This window comes from Hellea balneolensis DSM 19091, from assembly GCF_000428525.1.
GTDB lineage: Bacteria > Pseudomonadota > Alphaproteobacteria > Caulobacterales > Maricaulaceae > Hellea > Hellea balneolensis.
The window spans coordinates 57,253-75,889 of the sequence record NZ_AUAC01000008.1 but is presented as its reverse complement, the minus strand read 5'-3'; the positions used below and the strand labels follow the sequence as shown (position 1 = coordinate 75,889).

Sequence of the window (18,637 nt, the reverse complement as noted above, 5' to 3'; positions counted from 1 at the left end):
TGATGCTGAGCTGTGCGATTGTGCCCAAATATGATGCAGTCAGAGGCATACAGGCTTATTTGGCCGTTTAAGCCTCAAAACTGTTGGGTATGACTTTTTTGCATCAGTTGTTTTAACTACTGTATTTTGCGAAATATGAAAAAGTCGGCGAGAGATGTATTGTCGTGATCGTCTTTTGAATAGGGGTAAGGATTGGGAATTTCTTGGGTCAACTGCCAATCTGGCCTATTTTGAGAAATCCAGTCTGTGAAGCACCTGTGGCGAACATGTTCAGAGCCGTGTCCTTTTAACATGTCTTTATCTGTTGAGTTCGAAGAATAAATAATGACATGCTTTATAGCGCTATCAAAAAGGCGTGCCATGTAGTGCTCAAAAACGCTATCTTCCACCAAGTGATAGATCACATCCAGAGACAGCGTTAGGTCTGCTTTCTCTCCGTTATAGTCGTCATAATGTGCAAAAGTTCTTGTTGTATTATTTGCAAATAAATCACGGCATATATCAATAGCGGTGTGCGCGACATCGAATCCCAAATATTCTGGATAGTTTGCGAGAGTGAGTTGATGTCCATCGCCGCTGCCATATTCAATGACAGTACTGATATTATTATCTTCGACGTAGACGTTTAGAATATCTGCTTTGAAAATGGCCAACCGTCCATAGGACCCCGCGCCGGAATTACCTTTATTTTTATACCGGTCTTCCCAGTAAGTTGAGGAATCTTCAAATCTATAGCCGCTGGCCACAGCATGAAGCTTACGGGCCATTATTTCGACGGGTGACCCTACGATAATTTTTTTCAAAGTAGCTTTCATAGAGCTTGTCCAGTCTTAAACTAGACGTGCGATAGCCTATAAAAATGAATATTCCCTTGATAGGGGGTTTAGCAAAAGGATTAGGCCGCCTTGCCGTGACAATGCTTAAATTTCTCGCCTGAACCGCACGGACACGGGCTGTTACGCGAGACACCTTTAAAATCGTCTTCCGACAATTCAGGGGCTGGTGCAGATTGGCTTAACATATCCATGGGGGCGCGGGCAGAGGCCTGAGCGCGTTGTTGTGCCATCACCTGCTCCTGCTGGCGCTGCATTTGAACATTTATTAGCAGCCGGGTCACAGCTTTGGTTACGCCCTCGCGCAGATCCGTCAGCAATGTATCAAAGAGCGTAAAGGCTTCGGATTTATATTCATTGAGGGGGTCTCGCTGCCCATAAGCGCGCATACCAATAACGGATTTAAGATTATCAAGTTGCTGTAAGTGCTCGCGCCAATTTTGGTCGATAACTTGCAATAAGAGCTGTTTTTCAACACGGAGCATTTCATTATTGTCAATATCTGCGGTTAATTGCTCAAAAGCTGTATCGGTGGCTTTCTTCAGCCGCTCTAGCATTTCCTCATCTGCAATACCTTCTTCCTTGGCCCAATCGGCAAAAGGAATTTCCATCGCCAAAGTTTCTTTGGCTTTTTCTGTAAGGCCTTCAATGTTCCATTGCTCGGCATAGGCCTTTTTCGGAATATATTCTTCAATTAAATCTTCGCAGACCTGATGACGGAAATCGACAATAACGTCAGAAACGTCATCATCGGTCATGAATTCCATGCGTTGTTCAAAAATGGTCTTACGTTGATCATTCATGACGTCATCATATTTGAGCAGATTTTTGCGAATATCGAAATTACGTGTTTCAACGCGGACCTGTGCGCGCTCTACAGCTTTGGACATGAAACGGTTGGTCAGTTCCTCGCCTTCTTCCCAGCCCATTTTACCCATCATGGATTTCAGGCGATCACCGCCAAAAATACGCATAAGGTCGTCTTCGGTTGACAGATAAAATTTAGACCGCCCCGGATCGCCTTGGCGGCCCGTCCGTCCGCGAAGCTGATTATCAATGCGGCGCGATTCGTGGCGTTCCGTGCCCAGAACGTAAAGCCCGCCTGCGGCAAGAGCTTCTTCTTTCAGCGTTGCAATTTCCGCTTTGATTTTATCTTCGAGACCTGCGCGCTCTATCTCGCTCGCGCTTTGCGGAATTTCTTGCTCAAGACGCATGTCCAAATTACCGCCAAGCTGAATGTCGGTCCCACGACCCGCCATATTGGTCGCGATGGTGACAGCGCCGGGCACGCCGGCTTGGGCGACGATAGAGGCTTCTTCATCATGGAAACGCGCATTTAAGACGCGGTGTTCAACGCCGCGTTCAGTCAGGTAGCGCGACAGGCTCTCTGATTTTTCAATGGAGACTGTACCGACAAGCATAGGCTGCTTATTTTTCGCGCAGCGCTCAATTTCATCGACAATGGCTTTGAACTTTTCGCCCTCGGTTCGGTAAATGACATCATCATTATCAATCCGTTGGATTGGACGGTTGGTCGGAATTACGAGAACTTCAAGGCCGTAAGTTTCGGCAAATTCGCTGGCCTCGGTTTCGGCTGTACCCGTCATACCCGACAGTTTGTCATAGAGACGGAAATAATTCTGCAAGGTAACAGAGGCCAGGGTAACGTTTTCAGGTTTAATATCTACACGTTCTTTGGCTTCAATCGCTTGGTGCAAGCCATCAGAAAGGCGCCGGCCATCCATCATCCGACCTGTAAATTCGTCGATTAAAACAACTTCGTCATTTTTGATGATGTAGTCCTTATCGCGGATAAAGAGCTTGTGGGCTTTCAGGGCTTGATTGATGTGATGGACGATTGTGACATTTTCGATGTCATAAAGGCTCTCGCCTTGCAGTAAGCCTTGTTCACGAAGAATGTTCTCAATCTGCTCATTACCCGCTTCGTTAAAAGTAGCGGTACGCGCTTTTTCGTCAAGCTCATAGCCGTCTTCAGTAATACTTGGTATAATCAGATCAATGGAGCGGTAGAAGTCTGACTTGTCATCTGTCGGGCCTGAGATGATCAAAGGCGTCCGAGCTTCGTCGATCAGAATGGAGTCGATTTCATCAATTATGGCATAGACGTGACCGCGTTGCGCCATTTCCTCGACGGAATATTTCATATTATCGCGTAGATAATCAAAGCCGAATTCATTGTTCGTCCCGTAAGTGATATCGCAATTATAAGCAGCCTTGCGCTCATTTCCGTAGGCTTCATAATTATTGACACAATCAACGCTCATGCCGAGGAAATTATAAATCTGTCCCATCCATTCCGCATCACGGCTGGCCAAATAGTCATTAACGGTGACGATATGCACGCCATGTCCGGTGAGCGCGTTCAGATAGGCTGCAAGGGTTGAGACAAGTGTTTTACCTTCGCCCGTGCGCATTTCAGCAATTTCGCCGCGGTGCAGTGTGATGCCGCCAATAAGCTGAACATCGTAATGGCGCTGGCCCAATGTCCGCTTTGCGGCCTCGCGTACGGTAGCAAAGGCTTCGGGTAGCAAGTCATCCAAGCTCTCGCCATCTTGATGGCGTTTTTTATATTCGTCCGTTTTCAGTTTTAGCGCATCATCCGTCATTTTCTCGAATTGCGGCTCAAGCGCGTTAATGCTCTCGACTAGCGGACGTAATTTTTTAAGTTTTCGGTCATTTTCTGTGCCGAAAATCTTCTTGGCTATCCCTAACATGGGGGCTCCTTACGGGCAGGCGCGTATCTGCATCGCGCCGCTGACAATATGCTTTGTGGTGACTTAGTGACGCTCATGCTCTAAGTCAATGAAATGGCCCAAACTAAAACAGTCAAAATAGGGTAAGGACAGCTGTGAAAAACTTGAAATTACTCACCGCCGCATCCCTTTTTAGCGCTATGGCTTTGACGGGATGCCAAGACAGGCTTGTGATGTCTGATAGCTCGCCTTTTGGGGAAGGAGTTGTCCGGCTCGGAGACACTGAGGTGGCTGAGGTAGACGGTACAAAAATTTATTTGTCTGACGTGGAACGTACAGCAGCCTCACAAGGCCTGATAAAGGAAGGCTCCCCACTGACGCCAGGACAGCCAGTATTTCAAAAAGTGTTGGATGAATTGATAGATCAGCGGCTTTTGGCCCTAGACGCTTTGCGCCAATCTCTGGATCAGGATGATGAAACGCGCCGCCGCCTTTCTGCCGCCAGAGAGCGTATTTTGGGCAACGTGCTAGTTGAAAACCATTTGAAAAACACAGTCAATGAAACCACCATTCGCCGCATGTATGACGAGCAAGCTAGCCTGAGAAACAGGGGTGATGAAGTGCAGGCACGTCATATTTTACTCAAAGACGAAGAGACCGCTCAAGATATCGCGAAAAAACTGGCGGATGGGGCTGATTTTGCCGCTCTCGCGCGGGAAATGTCTGAAGATGAAGGCAGCCGCGATAAAGGTGGAAATCTTGGATACTTCACCACTGATATGTTTGAGGCTGTCTTTACTAATGTGGCTTTTGCGACGCCAAAAGGGGAAGTTTCCGCGCCCTTTAAAACGGATTATGGCTGGCATATTTTGCAGGTTCAAAACCGCCGAAAAGCCCCAGAGCCAAGCTTTGAAGAAATGCGAAGCCAAATTGTAAATTTCATGACCTATGACGAAATCCAAAATATCTTAAAATCATTGCGGGCTGAGGGTGACGTTAAGCTTCTGTTCGGACAAGCTGTTATAGGCTCTGAAAGCGTCCAACCAGAAACGGAAAACTCCGAGTAATGACTGACAGTAAAATTTCGCCATTCGCGCCCGTAAAATTTCCAAGCTTACCGCCGATAGTGGGGTTTGAAATGGCGACAGCTGAGGCGGGCGTCAAATATCAAGGACGTACTGATTTGTGGGTGCTCAAAGCGCAAGAAGGCACACAAGTCGCGGGTGTTTTTACGCAAAATCTATGTCCCGGTGCGCCTGTTGATTGGTCCCGCAAGGCGCTCAAAAGCAATAGTAACGGGCGGCGTATTCTCGTCGTCAATTCAGGTACGGCCAATGTTTTTGGGGGTCAGAAGAGCCGTGATGCCGTGATTGAGACAGCGCAAGGGGCGGCCAAACATTTTGGCAGTGAGTCTGAAGCCGTACTTCTGGCGTCTACGGGCGTAATTGGAGAGCCGCTGGAAGCCTCAAAACTAATCGCTAAATTTCCTGATATTCAAGCGGGCTTAACAAATGATGGTTGGGAAGCCGCAGCGCGGGCCATCATGACTACGGATACGCATCCCAAAGGCGCAAGTGCCCTAACCGAAATTGACGGGCGTCCAATTCGGATCAATGGAATTGCCAAGGGCTCAGGCATGATTGCGCCTGATATGGCGACTATGCTGTCCTTCGTCGCGACGGATGCGAAAATAGCGCAGCCTGTTTTACAAGAATTATTGTCAGAGCTAACACAATCAACCTTTAACGCCATCACTGTAGATAGCGACACATCCACATCAGATACACTTCTGCTATTTGCCAGCGGCGCGGCGGCGCATGAGCAAATTACAGATATATCTGATCCGCGTCTTTCGGCTTTCAAAGCCGCTCTGAAAGATGTTCTTTTTGACCTAGCGATGCAGGTCATAAAAGATGGGGAGGGTATCACTAAGTTTGTGACTGTGGCGGTTAAGGGGGCCGTCAGTGATATCAGCGCGAAACGTATTGGCATGAGCATCGCAAATTCGCCTTTGGTGAAAACAGCCATCGCGGGAGAGGATGCAAATTGGGGACGGATTGTCATGGCCGTTGGTAAGGCAGGGGAGCCTGCCGAGCGCGATAAGTTGTCCATATGGATGGGGCCGCATTTACTGGCGCAAAATGGGCAAATTGCTGAAAGTTACACAGAAGATGATGGCGCCGCTTATATGAAACAGTCTGAGATTGACATTACGGTGGACCTTGGACTTGGTACAGGCTCAGCGGCTGTTTACACCTGTGATCTGACTCACGGCTATATCGAGATAAATGCGGATTACCGAAGCTAATCATTTTTTAACGATGTTTCGTACGGAAAATTTAAACACTTACACTTAGGATAACATCAAATGGTTCTGTATGTAGCAGCTTGCGCTCTTATCGACACAGATGGGCGCATCCTTATGTGCAGGCGGCCCGAAGGTAAATCTCACGCGGGTTTGTGGGAATTTCCCGGAGGGAAAATTGAGGCTGAAGAACGGCCTGAACAGACGATAGTGCGGGAGTTGCGCGAAGAATTAGGTATTGAGCCGTGTGAACGTTGCTTGCAGCCTTTCTCCTTTGCGTCCCATGCTTATGACGACTTTGATCTGTTCATGCCTTTGTTCTTATGTCGGCAATGGGACGGATTCGCTCGGCCCCGTGAAGGACAAACTCTAAAATGGGTTTTTCCGGATAAGCTGACAACATTGAATTTAGTGCCAGCGGATGTTTCGCTTGCAAGGGAATTAAGTGACCGTTTGCCTAAAGGGCAGCGGTTTGTGAGGTAAAAATGGGCATGTTTAAGACGTTTTTAAAAGACGAATCCGGAGCGACAGCCATTGAATATGGTATGGTCGCGGCGTTGATATCTATAGCGCTAATAGCAAGTGCTAGCCTTATGGGGCAGGACATCAATAATAAATTTACAACAGTTTCGACACAAGTAACTGCGGCCGGAGACGGGTATTTAGGCGACTAAATCACGGCCGCCGTTTTCGGATATCCTTAAGACTGTCCTCCAGCCGCATTTTAGCGCTGCCGGGTTTAAGGGGTTTTTGCTGGCTCTCATGAGGTGTCCAGCCTGTCAGCCATAAAATTTCAAAACTACAAGTGAGCTTGTTGTTTTGAGTTGAAAACATATCCTTATAAGTCGCTTCAAGGGCTGTTTTATAGGCTCGGCCTAAGGGCGTCTTTACGCGTTCTGACAATATATTGGTCTCGCCAAGATCTCGTAAGTCAGAGATAAGAGTGTTCAATTTCCCATAAGACACAGTAAAACGATCCGTATCAATAACAGGTTGGTTCAGACCTGCGCGGGCTAAAAGAGCTCCGGCTTGAGTGTGTGAGACCATGGGATAGATATGCGCTGACAGCCCCCCTAAATGCATTTCATCAACCGCGTAAAAAACTTGTCGCAGCTCGGTCAAAGTATCGCCTCCAAACATCGCCCCGATAAACAATCCATCAGCTTTCAGGCATTTCGAGAGCCGGATTATACCGCCGGGTAAATCATTGAGGCTTTGCAGTCGTAATAATGAAATAATGAGATCAAAATCTGGGCGACTTGGGAGGGTATCGAGCGTTTCGAAGGTTGAAATGTTATTTATTTTACTATCAGGTAATTTTGACCTTATGGCTGTGTCTAAGGTGCTAGGGCCATAAATCAAAACATTTTCAAAGTCGCGATTTACATCCAGCAAGCGGTCAATAAGGTCAGCCACGCAGCGTTCCATCAAAAATGAGTCTTCTCGTTTTGCAGCCCGTAATCTGCGTAGGGCGAGTGCGTCTTCGTCAAATATATTCGGAGGGGCTTTTGCAGCAGTCATATCTGGCATATGCTCTTATTAAACTTAAAGATAAAGGCCTTGATAGCGCAAATGCAGATTACGCCGCATATAATGGATATCGCTCGGCGAACTGTTGATATCATTTTGCCGCCGCAATCCCTTCTAACCGGTAGTTTGGAGGCCGGCGCTATTGAAAGTGATATTTGGGGAGAGGTCACATTTCTAGATGAACCGTGTTGTTATATTTGTGGTTTCCCTTTTGAATTTGATGAGGGGAGTTTCGCGCTTTGCGGGCGGTGCTCTATTAAAAAACCTGCTTATGATATGGGGCGGGCGGGATTTAAATATGATGATATCTCAAGGTCTTTAGTTCTGGGATTTAAACATGGCGGACGGACGGAAGGGCTTAAGATATTTGCAGCACATATGCGCCGCGCTGGGCGGACTGTTTTAAAGGATGCCGATTATCTTGTTCCAGTTCCGCTGCACCTTACGCGGCGGGTTAAGCGCCGGTATAATCAATCCGCCTTACTGGCAAGAGCGCTGTCTAAAATATCTGCTCCGGCATTTGATCCGGATATCCTCATGCGCCACCGCGCCACCTCAAGCCAAGGTGGCCGCTCAGCCGCGTCCCGCCGTAGAAATGTTCAGGGAGCTTTTAGCGTCAGGGAGCCCGCTCTGCCCCGGCTTAAAGACGCTAATATCGTGTTGATTGACGATGTTATGACAACCGGTGCAACGTTGGAGGCTTGTGCGAGAACGCTTAAGAGAGCGGGCGCGGCAAAAGTCTGCGCCCTGACATTAGCTCGGGTTGTCAAAGCCGCCCCACTTCCTACATAAGGGCTGAAACACTTTAAGGATAATGGTGATGGCCAAAATTGAAATCTATACGAAAATGATGTGTCCATTTTGTTCGCGCGCCAAAGCGCTGCTAAAAAGCAAAGGCGCTGAATTTATCGATATTCCGGCCTATATGGATAGTAAGATTCGCGCCGAGATGAGGTCACGCGCCCAAGGCGCAAATACATTTCCGCAAATATTTATTGATGGAAAACATATTGGCGGATGTGATGATTTATATGCGCTTGACGCTAAAGGCGGTCTGGACCCATTGCTTACCTAGGGTCTGTGGACCATTAGGGTTGAGATTAAGATATGAGACAAAATCACATAGTTTTAGGAGAAACCCCGAAGGCGCGCGTCCGCGCGGCGAGGGTTTTCGACGACAAAATAGGTGATTTTATCCAGACCGCGACGCGGCGGGGCGCTTTTGAGCGACTTTCGCGTTGCAAGTCCTCGGTGGTGCAGACACCACCTTGCGGTTTGCGCCTAAAATTCGTTCAAAATCGCTCCCGTCTTAACTCAAACCTAATTGTCCACAGACCCTAAGTGCGTATTGCGGCCATACAGATGAGGTCTGGCGTTGATATTGACGCGAATTTGAAGGCTGCAGAGACATTGATACGCCGCGCGGCTGATGAAGGCGCGACATTTATTGCAACGCCTGAAATGACACATATCCTGCAGCGATCCTCAAATCGCCTTTTTGAGGTCATAAATGAAGAGGAGCGTGATCGAGGCATTCGGCACTTTGGCCGTCTGTCACATGATTTAAACATTGATCTCCTCATAGGGTCTCTGGCCGTAAAAACGGGCGAAAGGCGTGCCGTGAATCGCTCTTATTTATTCGATCCTTCGGGCGCGATCACCGCCCGCTATGACAAAATACACCTCTTTGATGTCACGGTTTCAAAAGAAGAAACGTGGAAAGAGAGCCGCGTTTATGACCGCGGCGACATGGCCGTGATGGCCACTATCGAGGGGGCGAAGCTGGGCTTGTCAGTCTGTTATGATCTTCGCTTTCCCGGTCTTTACAGATATTATGGACAGGCCGGCGCAGATATAATTGCGGTTCCGGCGGCTTTCACAAAACCCACAGGAGAGGCCCATTGGGAGGTTTTGTTAAGAGCCCGCGCTATAGAAACGGGCAGTTTTGTGATAGCGCCCGCTCAAGGCGGCCAGCATGAAGATGGGCGTTCCACTTATGGTCATTCCATGATTATTGGGCCTTGGGGCGGTGTTCGCGCTCATTTGTATCATGACGCGCCGGGTATTCTCTTAGCGGATATAGATCTTAAAGATGTGGCAGAGGCCCGCAGCAGACTTCCTGCTTGGAATCATAACCCCGATTATATCACATGATAAAATATAACCTCATATGTCGGCATGACCATGAATTTGAAGCTTGGTTTTCAAGCTCAAAGGATTATGACGCCCAGCGTGAGAAACGGCTTGTGCAGTGTCCCCATTGCGGGTCTGCCAAGGTCGAGAAAGCGATTATGGCTCCAAACGTTTCGACGTCTCGCAAGAAAGCTGCGGCTCAAACGAAGCGCAAAGAGGCGCTCGCCATGATGAACGCAGCGGCTCAGACTATTCGCAAAGAAATAGAAGATAAATGTGACTATGTTGGGGAGAAATTTGCGGATGAAGCGAGGGCTATTCACTACGGCGAAAAAGAAGAGCGCCCGATTTACGGCGAAGCGAGCGCTAAAGAGGCTGAAGAGTTAAGGGATGAAGGCGTCGGCATAGCGCCTTTGCCTGACGTCCTTGCGCCTAAACCCAAAAAGAAAGTCAACTAGGGTCTGGGGACAACTAAGGTTAAGATTAAGATATGAGACAAAAATCTCATAGTTTTAGAAGAAAATTGAAGGCGTGCGTCCGCACGGCGAGGGTTTTCGACGACAAAATAGGTGATTTTGTCCATACCGCGACGCGGCGGTGCGCTTTTTAACGACTTTTACGTTGCACATCCTCGGTGGTGCAAACACCACCTTGCGGTCTGCGCCTCAAACTCGTTTAAAATCGTACCTGTCTTAACTCAACCTTAGTTGTCCACAGACACTAGGCGGCAATCGTTTCCGGGCCCGCACGATAAGGCGTGAGTGGACGACGACTTGGCAATATAATCACATTGTCATCTGCCATTTCAATGACGGTTTCTCCATTTTCGATCGCCTTTAAGATTTCAGGAGCATCCGCGAATGGCCCCAAAGCGATGAGGAGTTGATCCTGCGCATCCGTATTGGGAAGGCTTGCAAAAGCACGCGCTTGTTCAATAGAAATTGTGCCGCCAAAATAAGCCTGTCGCAAACGCGGAGAGAGGAGAGCGACGCGCAGTAGGTCTTTGACGCAGGATTTCGAAACATAAAGCTCTGAGGCAATTTCCATCAGGCCATAACCTTTATGGCGAAGCTTCGTGACTTCTTCGAAACGTTCCTGGTTCGATAAAAGGTTCATAGGGCGTAGTTTTTTAACAGGCGTCTCAGCGTCGTTTTTCTCATATTTCCCCTCCTCGTGGTTGACGAGAATATAGGGGACGCGCACGAGCGAGCGGGGCAGGTCACCAGAAAATCTCATACGGCGGAGGGCGGAAAGTCTCTTTTTGCCATCGACAACGATAAGCTTTTGTCCGCGGGACACGACTAAGAGGGGGCTTAAGAGCCCATGCTTTAGGACAGAGGCCTGTATTTGAGTGACGTCTTTAAGGCGCTCACCATATAAAATGCGTGTCGTTGGAGCTCGGAAACGAGATAATTTCGCCATTTTTATTTTAGTCGGTAACATAATTGCCTCCTTAAAAGACTACGTTAATAAACCCATAACGCTTACGCGATTGATACGGTTCCATTAAATAAAACCCATTATGGTTAACGCCTGTTAACTTCCTATATTGTTGTTATGTAACAGCAATATGTCATAAATAAGGAAGGTCTTCTGAATTAAATCTGAAGGGGTTAAGAGTGTGCTTTAAGACTTATTAACACTATTTATTAAGCTGTTGCGACCGTTACGTAATTAATAGAGAGATCATCTGAGAAGCGCCAGTGGCTAGTCACAGGGTTTAGACTCATGCCAATGCCGGGTTGTGGAGACAGGCCTGCAGATTTAAGCCACGTCTGAATTTCTTCTGGTTTAACGAATTTACGATATTGATGCGTGCCTTTTGGGAGCCAGCCTAAAATATATTCTGCGCCTAATATAGCAAAGGTAAAGGCTTTGAGCGTGCGGTTTATTGTTGAGCAGAACATAATACCGCCTTCTCGAACCATCGCTCCGCAATCTTTCATGAACTCAGGTGGGTTCGCGACATGTTCAATGACCTCCATATTTAGGACAGCATCAAAAGGTATATCACCGCTCTTTTTTTCCGATGCAGCCACCATCTGTTCGATGGTTCCATGTCGATAATCAATGTCCAGACCCATTTGCTCAGCATGGGTTTTGGCTGTTTTAAGGTTGCGCTCTAAAGCATCCACCCCTGTCATTCTCGCGCCAAGGCGTGTTAAGGGCTCGCATAATAAGCCGCCTCCGCAACCTATATCTAAAATGCGTAAGCCCTTGAGCGGGAGTTCGGAATTAGGATCGCGGTGGAAATGCTCACAGAGCGTGTCTTTAATAAAACCAAGCCGCGCTCCATTCATAATGTGTAGCGGCTTAAACGGGCCCGATGGGTCCCACCAATCCGCCGCCATGCGGGAAAAGCTCTTCATTTCAGCTGGGTCCACGGAAACAGTTTTGAGTGTCTCAGGCGGGCTATGTGTATGAGCCATGTGTCGTCCTCAAATTCGTAGGTCTCTTAGAAGGTGGCACAGCCTATATCAATAGGGCGCTTATTTTAGGCAAATAGAAACCATATTAGCATATTTACGACTCTCGCTTTATTTAAGTTTTTATCTTGGCCGGTTATGCAACATAAATATAATTCGATTTTGGATACGCACCCTGAGCTAATTTGCCGGTTTTCGCCGGAATTTTCGCTCTCCTATGTCAACAGAATGTTTGCCGAGTTTTTTCAAGGTCAAGAAAAAGACTTTATAGGAAAGCCTCTATTCGACGTCGTTCAAGAAGAGCAGCGCGGGCCGTTACAGGATAAGCTTTCAGCCCTGTCACCAGAAGCCCCTCGCGCTACAATAAACAGCTCCCGCATAAAAAGTGACGGTACGGCTCTACATTTGGAATGGATCATAATCGCCCTATTTGATGAGTTCTCGCAACTTATCGAATATCAGTCATTGGCCCGCGATGTCACCGAGCAGCGCACCCTTACCCTTGAGTTAGAAGCACGTAATAAGGCGCTCGAAATCATGCAAGCCGAAATGCGCATTGTCTTGGATTCGATGCCGTCCAAAGTGTGGTATAAAGATGATAAAAACACTATACTCAAGCTCAATGCGACGGCAGCTGAATCTATGGGTATGGATGTTGAGAGCGTTGAAGGGCAGAATACCTATGATTTATTCGGTGACAGTGCCAAAGCTTACCACGATGATGACCTCAAAGTTATCAATACCGGAGAACCGCTCTTGGGTATTGTTGAGCGCTACACACCCAATGAGGGTGAGCCGGGCTGGACGCAGACTGATAAAATTCCGTTTAATGACCCGTTGACCGGTGAGAGCCGTATTTTGGTTGTCTCCACAGATATTACAGAACTTAAAGAAAAAGAGGCTATCTTAGAATCCATCAATAAAAATCTAGATGATTTTGCCTCTTTAACCTCGCATGATTTACAGACGCCTTTAAGGCATATCTCTGTCTTTGCGGAGCTGCTTCAAGTCGAGCATGGCCAAAGCCTCGCGCCTGAAGGGCAGGCTTATATCAATAAGATAAGAGACGGCGTGGATAATATGCATAGCCTGATCAGAAGTTTTCTTAAATTTATGCGCTCCTCTCCCGGGACGGCGCATCTTGACCCAGTCAATTTATCATCTGTGATAGACCATGTTGCGCAGCTTAATATGTCAGACCTCCAAGCATGCGGTGGCGTCATAAAATGTCCTGATGATTTAATTCATGTGCGCGGAGACCGCGCTTTATTGACCCAAGTGGTCAGTAATCTTGTTGAAAACGCGATAAAATATCGGGACCATTCTGTTCCAGTCATCATCGACATCACAGCGTCAAAACGGCAAGGACAGTGGCATTTAAGCTTTGCCGATAATGGCGTTGGTATTAATAAAGAATTTGCGCCGCATGTCTTTGATCTCTTTGGCCGCTCTAAGCTTCAATCCCACAGGGAAGGCACAGGTATCGGACTGGCCCTTTGCCAACGTATTATTACGCTCCATGGCGGCCGGATTGAGCTTAATCCGCGCCGTGAAAAGGGATCTGAATTTAACTTTTCTTTAAATGCCACTAAAGCTTAGGCGAGCTGTAAAAAGCCGTTATAGTGGACATTCAGCCTTAAATTTAAACCAATTTTAACCGTGTTTTTTTGCTTATTCGTAACGCAAACATACTATCCTCTTCCTATAAGAATGTAGGTTGTGATGAAACTTTTATTGATAGATGACGACGCTATAGAGCATAAAATCCTGAACTGCTATATAACAGCAGGTATCGGAGGTCCCGTTATGCTCACAAGCGCACTTGATATTGATACCGCTAAAGCGGCGCTTGGCTCTGAAACATATGACTATATCTTTTTAGATGATCGTTTTACGCCGTTTAAAAACGCTCTTGAAACACTGCCACTGCTAAAACCCTTATGCGGCAAGGCTAAAATTATTATCATATCATCTTGTATTTCAAGCCAACACCTTAAAAGCGCTGAAGACCTTGGCGTGACAGCGATTATGAACAAATCGGATGTCCGGGATTACGTGTCCGAAAGGCTGAACAGGCGTAAGCACAAAACGGGCGACGCTCAACACGCAGCTTAGACTTTTGATTAGGGCGGCCTTCCGTCAGCTTAACGCCGCTTGAAATATACCCTGCTGGATTTTCAAGTCCTGAGGTATCTTGATGATAACCCCAGTGCCAAATGTTACGCGGGGCTTATAAGCTCTTTAGGCGAATAAATTCTTTCTCTTGAAAAAAATCCCTGTGCGCGTATGTAGCGCGATTATTTAATGAGGGTTTACCAATGGCGCGTATCGTCATGAAATTCGGGGGCACATCTGTTGCCAATTTGGAACGTATTCGTCATGTCTCCAGATTGGTTGAAGCTGAGGTCAAAGCCGGCCATGAAGTGGCTGTAGTTGTTTCCGCCATGTCCGGCGAGACAAACCGTCTTGTTGGGCTTGTCGATGAACTTGATGCTGACCGTATCGGTAATGAAGATGTTCATGGCGGCGCGATTGAAGACGAATATGATTCTATTGTTGCCACGGGCGAGCAAGTCACATCCGGATTACTCTCAATTGCCCTTCGCCGCCGCGGCGTTAAAGCCCGGTCCTGGCTTGGATGGCAAATCCCGTTGCGCACAGATATGGCCCACTCAAAAGCTCGCATCGCTGAAATTGAAAGTTCGGCCATCGGCCCTTCTATGGAAAGTGGAAATGTAGCCGTCGTCGCTGGTTTCCAAGGCATCAGTGATGATGGCCGTATTTCGACATTGGGCCGAGGCGGATCAGATACATCGGCTGTGGCTCTGGCCGTAGCGCTAAAGGCGGACCGATGTGATATTTATACCGATGTGGATGGTATCTACACAACAGACCCGCGTATTGCCAAAGATGCCAGACGGCTAAACCGCATCGCATTTGAGGAGATGTTGGAGCTGGCGTCCTTAGGGGCCAAGGTTCTGCAAACCCGCTCTGTCGAATTGGCTATGAATTATAATCTGCCTATCCGCGTTCTGACGTCGATGGCCGAAGCCGGGGACGTAAACCCCGGAACTCTAGTTTGTAACGAGGATGAAACCATGGAAGAACGTGTTGTCTCAGGGGTCGCCTATTCGCGCGACGAAGCTCAAATCACATTGCTTAGCTTGGCTGATACGCCGGGTATGGTCGCCAAAGTCTGCGGCGCGATGTCAGATGCCAATATTATTGTGGATATGATCGTCCAAGGGATTTCGCGCTCTGATAATAAAGCGAATTTGACCTTTACCGTCGGTAAGCGGGATCTTGATAAGGCGCTCAAAGCTTTGGAAGCTTCGAAAGATATAATCGGGTTTGGTGATATTAAATCTGATGATAATGTGACTAAAGTTTCTGTCGTCGGCATTGGCATGCGCAGTCATACTGGAGTGGCGCAAACCATGTTCGAAGCCTTGGCAGAACGGGGCATTAATATAGAGGTTATCGCGACATCCGAAATTAAAATTTCCGTGCTGATCGACGCGGAATATACTGAGCTCGCGGTGAGGGCACTTCACAATGCCTTTGAATTGCACGAGGCCGGGCCGCTTAAGGTGAGTGCACCTTAGTTTGAATTGCATCTCAAAAAATAAAAAAGCCTCAAAAAAATCGACACTCTTAGTCGTTTTTTGAGAGACTATTTGTAATTCAAACTAAAAAGCGGCCTTCACATCCATGTGAGAGCCGCTTTCTTCAGGTCTTCCCCACGATAAAGAAGACAGTGTTTTAATTATTATTACTGAGTCCAACGCCCCTGAGGATGGCCGTAAAGCGCGTAATTCGGGTGCTGATGCCCTTGGTGAGGGTGAGCCCCGCCAGTTGCAGGACCGCATGTCGGAACAGGCGTTGGCACAGCATAAGGCACGTTCACAACCGGGTTGACCACTTGTGTTGGTAGTTTACGTTTACAAATAACTTGCGTTGCCATTGTGTTGCCAAACATGGTCGGGCCTGAGACTTTCTCCCAGTAAGAGCCGTCCGTCCCGACATTAGAGGCATATGTGCCGTTCTGTGTCAGAACAGGGGCTGTTGCTTGACGGCCCATTGCTACGGGTCGGGCCATTGGCATAGCCGGCGCCATTCTCATACCCATTCCCACACCCACATTAGGGGCCATTGTGCCCGGAAGCGTAACAACACGTTGCTGCATAGGCGCGGCTTGGAGAGGCGTCGTCATGCCATAAGCCGGCGTCATACCGCCATTAGCGAGAGGTTGCGCGACAGCGCGGCCCGAATTAAGCGCGGCCTGTGCATTGTTTGGCGAACGATCCACATATGATGTCGGTGCATGTACGATGCCCGGCGTAAACGTATTGTCCCCATATTGGCGCGGCGCAAATTTCGATGCGTCATAACCTTGGCCAATCACTGTGCGCATTGGCTGAGGCGCAGGTGCTACATATGGCTGAGCCACAACGGGCTGAGCTATAACAGGTTGTGGGGCCATCTCAACTGAGACGGGCGTACCGACATCTGATCGGCAATAATTGGTCGATGTCGGAAAACATCCATTTGTGAATCCGCTAGGCGCATCTGAAAGACTGGCTGTTGGCCCCATACCATGAACGCGCGTTATAGACACATTCGGCGCACGCTGAAAATCAACTTGACGCAAATGACCCATAGGATGTGCGGTATGTACTGTCATAGGCCCGAATTGTGCGGGGGATGACGGAATAACTTTGACGCCCATATTGCAGTTTGGCGCGCCGTTCATGCACCCTCCTGCAAGTGCTGGGCTTGCAAAGGCTGCCAGGCTTAAGCTGCTGATAGCCGCTAATATTTTAAACTTGATACGCATTTTTGCGTCTCCCACGTTTTTCGGGCAAAGGCCCATAAATTCCACCTCATTCACCCTACCTTCGGCAGGGCATTACTCTTTTAGTGATGCGAAAAAGGCGAGGGACCTAAAAGTCGTAGGCAATCCCGCCGCGTTCCCAATCGCCGAAGCGCGTGGGTTCCGCACCTTTTGGTCCGGCAGTTTCAGGGGGACGATTAGCATCAAGCTTCTCTTGTGCCTTGCGGCGCTCGGCAGCTTCTTCTAAAGCCCGCTTTGCGGCTGGGCTTAGCTTTTTTCCGGGGGCAGCATGCTCAATCATAGTGTTCATACGCGCGAGCTAGCCGTCCCGATGCTATTCGTCAAACCTATTACCGCTTGACCTCACACGCGCCAAGACCTCTCCCGATGCATGTGAACCATGTTGATACACTATGAGCCTTAGAAATTGATTAAGCCCGTCTTTGGAATTCATTTACTATGTTTAACGCCGTGACGTGCTGCTGTTTTTGATGTAGGGGCGCGCCATGGCAGAAAAAGACACACTAAAAAGCTCTACCGAGAGTAGGCTGGCTCCCCGAGATAGCAATGCATTGACATCGCGACGGGTCGCGGCTTTTGCGGTCAAAGAGGTTTTAGAGAACAATAACCCACTGGAACAGGTTTTGGCAGGGCAGACCGATTATCAAACTTTGGAGCCTCGCGACCGCGCTTTTGCGAGATTAATCGCGGCCACGACATTTCGGCGCATGGGCCAAATTGATGCTGCCTTAAAACCATTTGTGCGTCAACGGCCTACAAAGCTGGTCTATGCTGCTTTGCAAACGGCCACCGCACAGCTCTTATATCTGGGAACGCCGCCTCATGCAGCTGTGGGCGAGACGGTCGCGATGCTGAAATCACGCGGCTCTTCAAAGGGCTTTGCCAATATGGCCAATGCTGTTTTGCGTAATATTGTTAAAGAGGGCCAGAAATATGCGGGTTCGCAGCCTCCCAAGGTCAATATTCCGGGATGGCTTAGAGGGGAATGGGAACGTGTCTACGGTCGTCAAGCCGGGCGAAAAATGGCTGTCCAGCTTATGAAAGATCCTATTCTTGATCTTACAGTTAAGTCCGATGCGGCCGGATGGGCTGAAAAACTGGGAGGCATCAAAATAGGAGCCGAGACTGTTAGGCTCAGCAAAATCGGTGATGTCACAGCGCTGGAGGGATTTGAGCACGGAGAATGGTGGGCACAGGATATTGCAGCAAGTCTGCCAGTGCAATTGCTAAGGGATGTTAGGGGGAAACGCGTACTTGATCTTTGTGCGGCCCCGGGCGGTAAGACACTCCAACTTGCCGCCAAAGGCGCAATTGTGACGTCTGTGGATAAATCTGAGGCGCGTCTAAAGCGGCTTGAGGATAATTTATTCCGGACGAAATTAGAGGCCGAAATTATTTGTGCGGATGCGCTCGAATGGTCTCCCAAAGCAGCTGAATTTGACATTGTTTTGCTTGATGCGCCCTGTTCGGCCACAGGCACATTCAGGCGTCACCCCGACGTTCTTTATAATAAAACTCCCAAAGACGTTTCTAATCTTGTTCGCCTACAAGATAAGTTATTGCCCAAAGCAGGACAGTTTACGGCCCCCGGCGGCACGCTTTTTTATTGTACTTGTTCGCTGCAACCTGTTGAAGGACAGCCGCGCGTAGATAAATTTTTACAAAACGTGCCGGAATTTCGCCTTATTCCGATTTTAGAGACGCCTGAATTGGCTCTGCCTGAGGCTTCATTTTTCAAAGGCGGCTTAAGGTCCTTACCATATTATCTGGAGGATAAGGGGGGTATGGACGGCTTTTTTATGGCGCAGCTTGGGCGCGAAGAATAAAAACTGCTAAAGTAA

General features: G+C 48.3%; 19 protein-coding genes. 12 read left to right on the top strand and 7 right to left on the bottom strand.

What is annotated here, in order from left to right:
* Window positions 1-116: 116 nt before the first annotated feature.
* Both F569_RS0113110 and secA read right to left on the bottom strand, forming a co-directional pair.
* On the bottom strand, window positions 117-815 hold the full coding sequence (locus F569_RS0113110; RefSeq protein WP_026942571.1) for a methyltransferase domain-containing protein: 699 nt from the start codon (window positions 813-815) through the stop codon (window positions 117-119).
* A gap of 80 nt (window positions 816-895) precedes the next feature.
* The gene (gene secA / locus F569_RS0113105) at window positions 896-3,568 is read right to left on the bottom strand and encodes a preprotein translocase subunit SecA (protein ID WP_026942570.1); all 2,673 of its coding nucleotides are present in this window, start codon (window positions 3,566-3,568) and stop codon (window positions 896-898) included.
* A gap of 134 nt (window positions 3,569-3,702) precedes the next feature.
* Between secA and F569_RS18100 the strand changes: the two genes are divergently transcribed.
* The 4 genes from F569_RS18100 to F569_RS0113085 are packed head-to-tail and all read left to right on the top strand — an operon-like array spanning window position 3,703 to window position 6,526.
* On the top strand, window positions 3,703-4,614 hold the full coding sequence (locus F569_RS18100) for a peptidylprolyl isomerase (protein ID WP_051279889.1): 912 nt from the start codon (window positions 3,703-3,705) through the stop codon (window positions 4,612-4,614).
* Window positions 4,614-5,855, top strand: coding sequence for a bifunctional glutamate N-acetyltransferase/amino-acid acetyltransferase ArgJ (argJ, locus tag F569_RS0113095; RefSeq protein WP_026942569.1), 1,242 nt, complete (start codon window positions 4,614-4,616; stop codon window positions 5,853-5,855). The genes F569_RS18100 and argJ overlap by 1 nt, the downstream gene beginning before the upstream one ends.
* Window positions 5,856-5,915: 60 nt before the next feature.
* Complete coding sequence (locus F569_RS18095) at window positions 5,916-6,335, top strand: (deoxy)nucleoside triphosphate pyrophosphohydrolase (RefSeq protein WP_034388928.1); 420 nt, start codon at window positions 5,916-5,918, stop codon at window positions 6,333-6,335.
* An 8-nt stretch (window positions 6,336-6,343) separates the two neighbouring features.
* Window positions 6,344-6,526, top strand: coding sequence for a Flp family type IVb pilin (locus tag F569_RS0113085; RefSeq protein WP_026942568.1), 183 nt, complete (start codon window positions 6,344-6,346; stop codon window positions 6,524-6,526).
* 1 nt (window position 6,527) lies between these two features.
* Here the strand turns inward: F569_RS0113085 and F569_RS0113080 are convergent, their stop codons facing one another.
* Window positions 6,528-7,382: a hypothetical protein gene (locus F569_RS0113080; RefSeq protein WP_051279888.1), complete on the bottom strand. Its 855-nt coding sequence runs from the start codon at window positions 7,380-7,382 to the stop codon at window positions 6,528-6,530.
* Here F569_RS0113080 and F569_RS0113075 point away from each other — a divergent pair, their 5' ends adjacent.
* The 4 genes from F569_RS0113075 to F569_RS0113060 all read left to right on the top strand — a co-directional run bounded on the left by F569_RS0113075 (window position 7,383) and on the right by F569_RS0113060 (window position 9,973).
* Complete coding sequence (locus F569_RS0113075) at window positions 7,383-8,174, top strand: ComF family protein (protein WP_233353670.1); 792 nt, start codon at window positions 7,383-7,385, stop codon at window positions 8,172-8,174.
* A 28-nt stretch (window positions 8,175-8,202) separates the two neighbouring features.
* Entirely contained in the window at window positions 8,203-8,457 is a 255-nt protein-coding gene (gene grxC / locus F569_RS0113070; protein WP_026942565.1) for a glutaredoxin 3, read from the top strand.
* 266 nt (window positions 8,458-8,723) lie between these two features.
* Window positions 8,724-9,536 carry a carbon-nitrogen hydrolase family protein gene (locus tag F569_RS0113065; RefSeq protein ID WP_026942564.1) on the top strand — a complete coding sequence of 271 codons (813 nt, stop codon included), beginning with the start codon at window positions 8,724-8,726 and terminating at the stop codon, window positions 9,534-9,536.
* Window positions 9,533-9,973, top strand: a complete 441-nt coding sequence (locus tag F569_RS0113060) for a DUF1178 family protein (protein ID WP_026942563.1) — start codon at window positions 9,533-9,535, stop codon at window positions 9,971-9,973. Before F569_RS0113065 ends, F569_RS0113060 begins: the two co-directional genes overlap by 4 nt.
* Before the next feature lie 262 nt (window positions 9,974-10,235).
* Here the strand turns inward: F569_RS0113060 and F569_RS0113055 are convergent, their stop codons facing one another.
* Window positions 10,236-10,958, bottom strand: coding sequence for a ParB N-terminal domain-containing protein (locus F569_RS0113055; RefSeq protein WP_026942562.1), 723 nt, complete (start codon window positions 10,956-10,958; stop codon window positions 10,236-10,238).
* 206 nt (window positions 10,959-11,164) lie between these two features.
* A complete protein-coding gene (gene ubiG, locus F569_RS0113050) occupies window positions 11,165-11,944 on the bottom strand; it encodes a bifunctional 2-polyprenyl-6-hydroxyphenol methylase/3-demethylubiquinol 3-O-methyltransferase UbiG (protein ID WP_026942561.1) in 780 nt (259 codons plus the stop codon).
* 135 nt (window positions 11,945-12,079) lie between these two features.
* Between ubiG and F569_RS0113045 the strand changes: the two genes are divergently transcribed.
* The 3 genes from F569_RS0113045 (at window position 12,080) to F569_RS0113035 (ending at window position 15,546) form a co-directional block, all read left to right on the top strand.
* Window positions 12,080-13,540: a sensor histidine kinase gene (locus F569_RS0113045; protein ID WP_026942560.1), complete on the top strand. Its 1,461-nt coding sequence runs from the start codon at window positions 12,080-12,082 to the stop codon at window positions 13,538-13,540.
* A 123-nt stretch (window positions 13,541-13,663) separates the two neighbouring features.
* Window positions 13,664-14,056 (top strand): response regulator, encoded by a 393-nt coding sequence (locus F569_RS0113040; protein WP_026942559.1) that lies wholly within the window; start codon window positions 13,664-13,666, stop codon window positions 14,054-14,056.
* 203 nt (window positions 14,057-14,259) lie between these two features.
* Window positions 14,260-15,546 (top strand): aspartate kinase, encoded by a 1,287-nt coding sequence (locus F569_RS0113035; protein ID WP_026942558.1) that lies wholly within the window; start codon window positions 14,260-14,262, stop codon window positions 15,544-15,546.
* A 167-nt stretch (window positions 15,547-15,713) separates the two neighbouring features.
* Here the strand turns inward: F569_RS0113035 and F569_RS0113030 are convergent, their stop codons facing one another.
* Both F569_RS0113030 and F569_RS0113025 read right to left on the bottom strand, forming a co-directional pair.
* Window positions 15,714-16,778 carry a hypothetical protein gene (locus F569_RS0113030; RefSeq protein WP_154813747.1) on the bottom strand — a complete coding sequence of 355 codons (1,065 nt, stop codon included), beginning with the start codon at window positions 16,776-16,778 and terminating at the stop codon, window positions 15,714-15,716.
* A gap of 106 nt (window positions 16,779-16,884) precedes the next feature.
* A complete protein-coding gene (locus F569_RS0113025; RefSeq protein WP_233353669.1) occupies window positions 16,885-17,076 on the bottom strand; it encodes a DUF1674 domain-containing protein in 192 nt (63 codons plus the stop codon).
* Between the two features lie 205 nt (window positions 17,077-17,281).
* Between F569_RS0113025 and F569_RS0113020 the strand changes: the two genes are divergently transcribed.
* A complete protein-coding gene (locus F569_RS0113020) occupies window positions 17,282-18,622 on the top strand; it encodes an RsmB/NOP family class I SAM-dependent RNA methyltransferase (protein ID WP_051279887.1) in 1,341 nt (446 codons plus the stop codon).
* The last annotated feature ends 15 nt before the right edge of the window (window positions 18,623-18,637 follow it).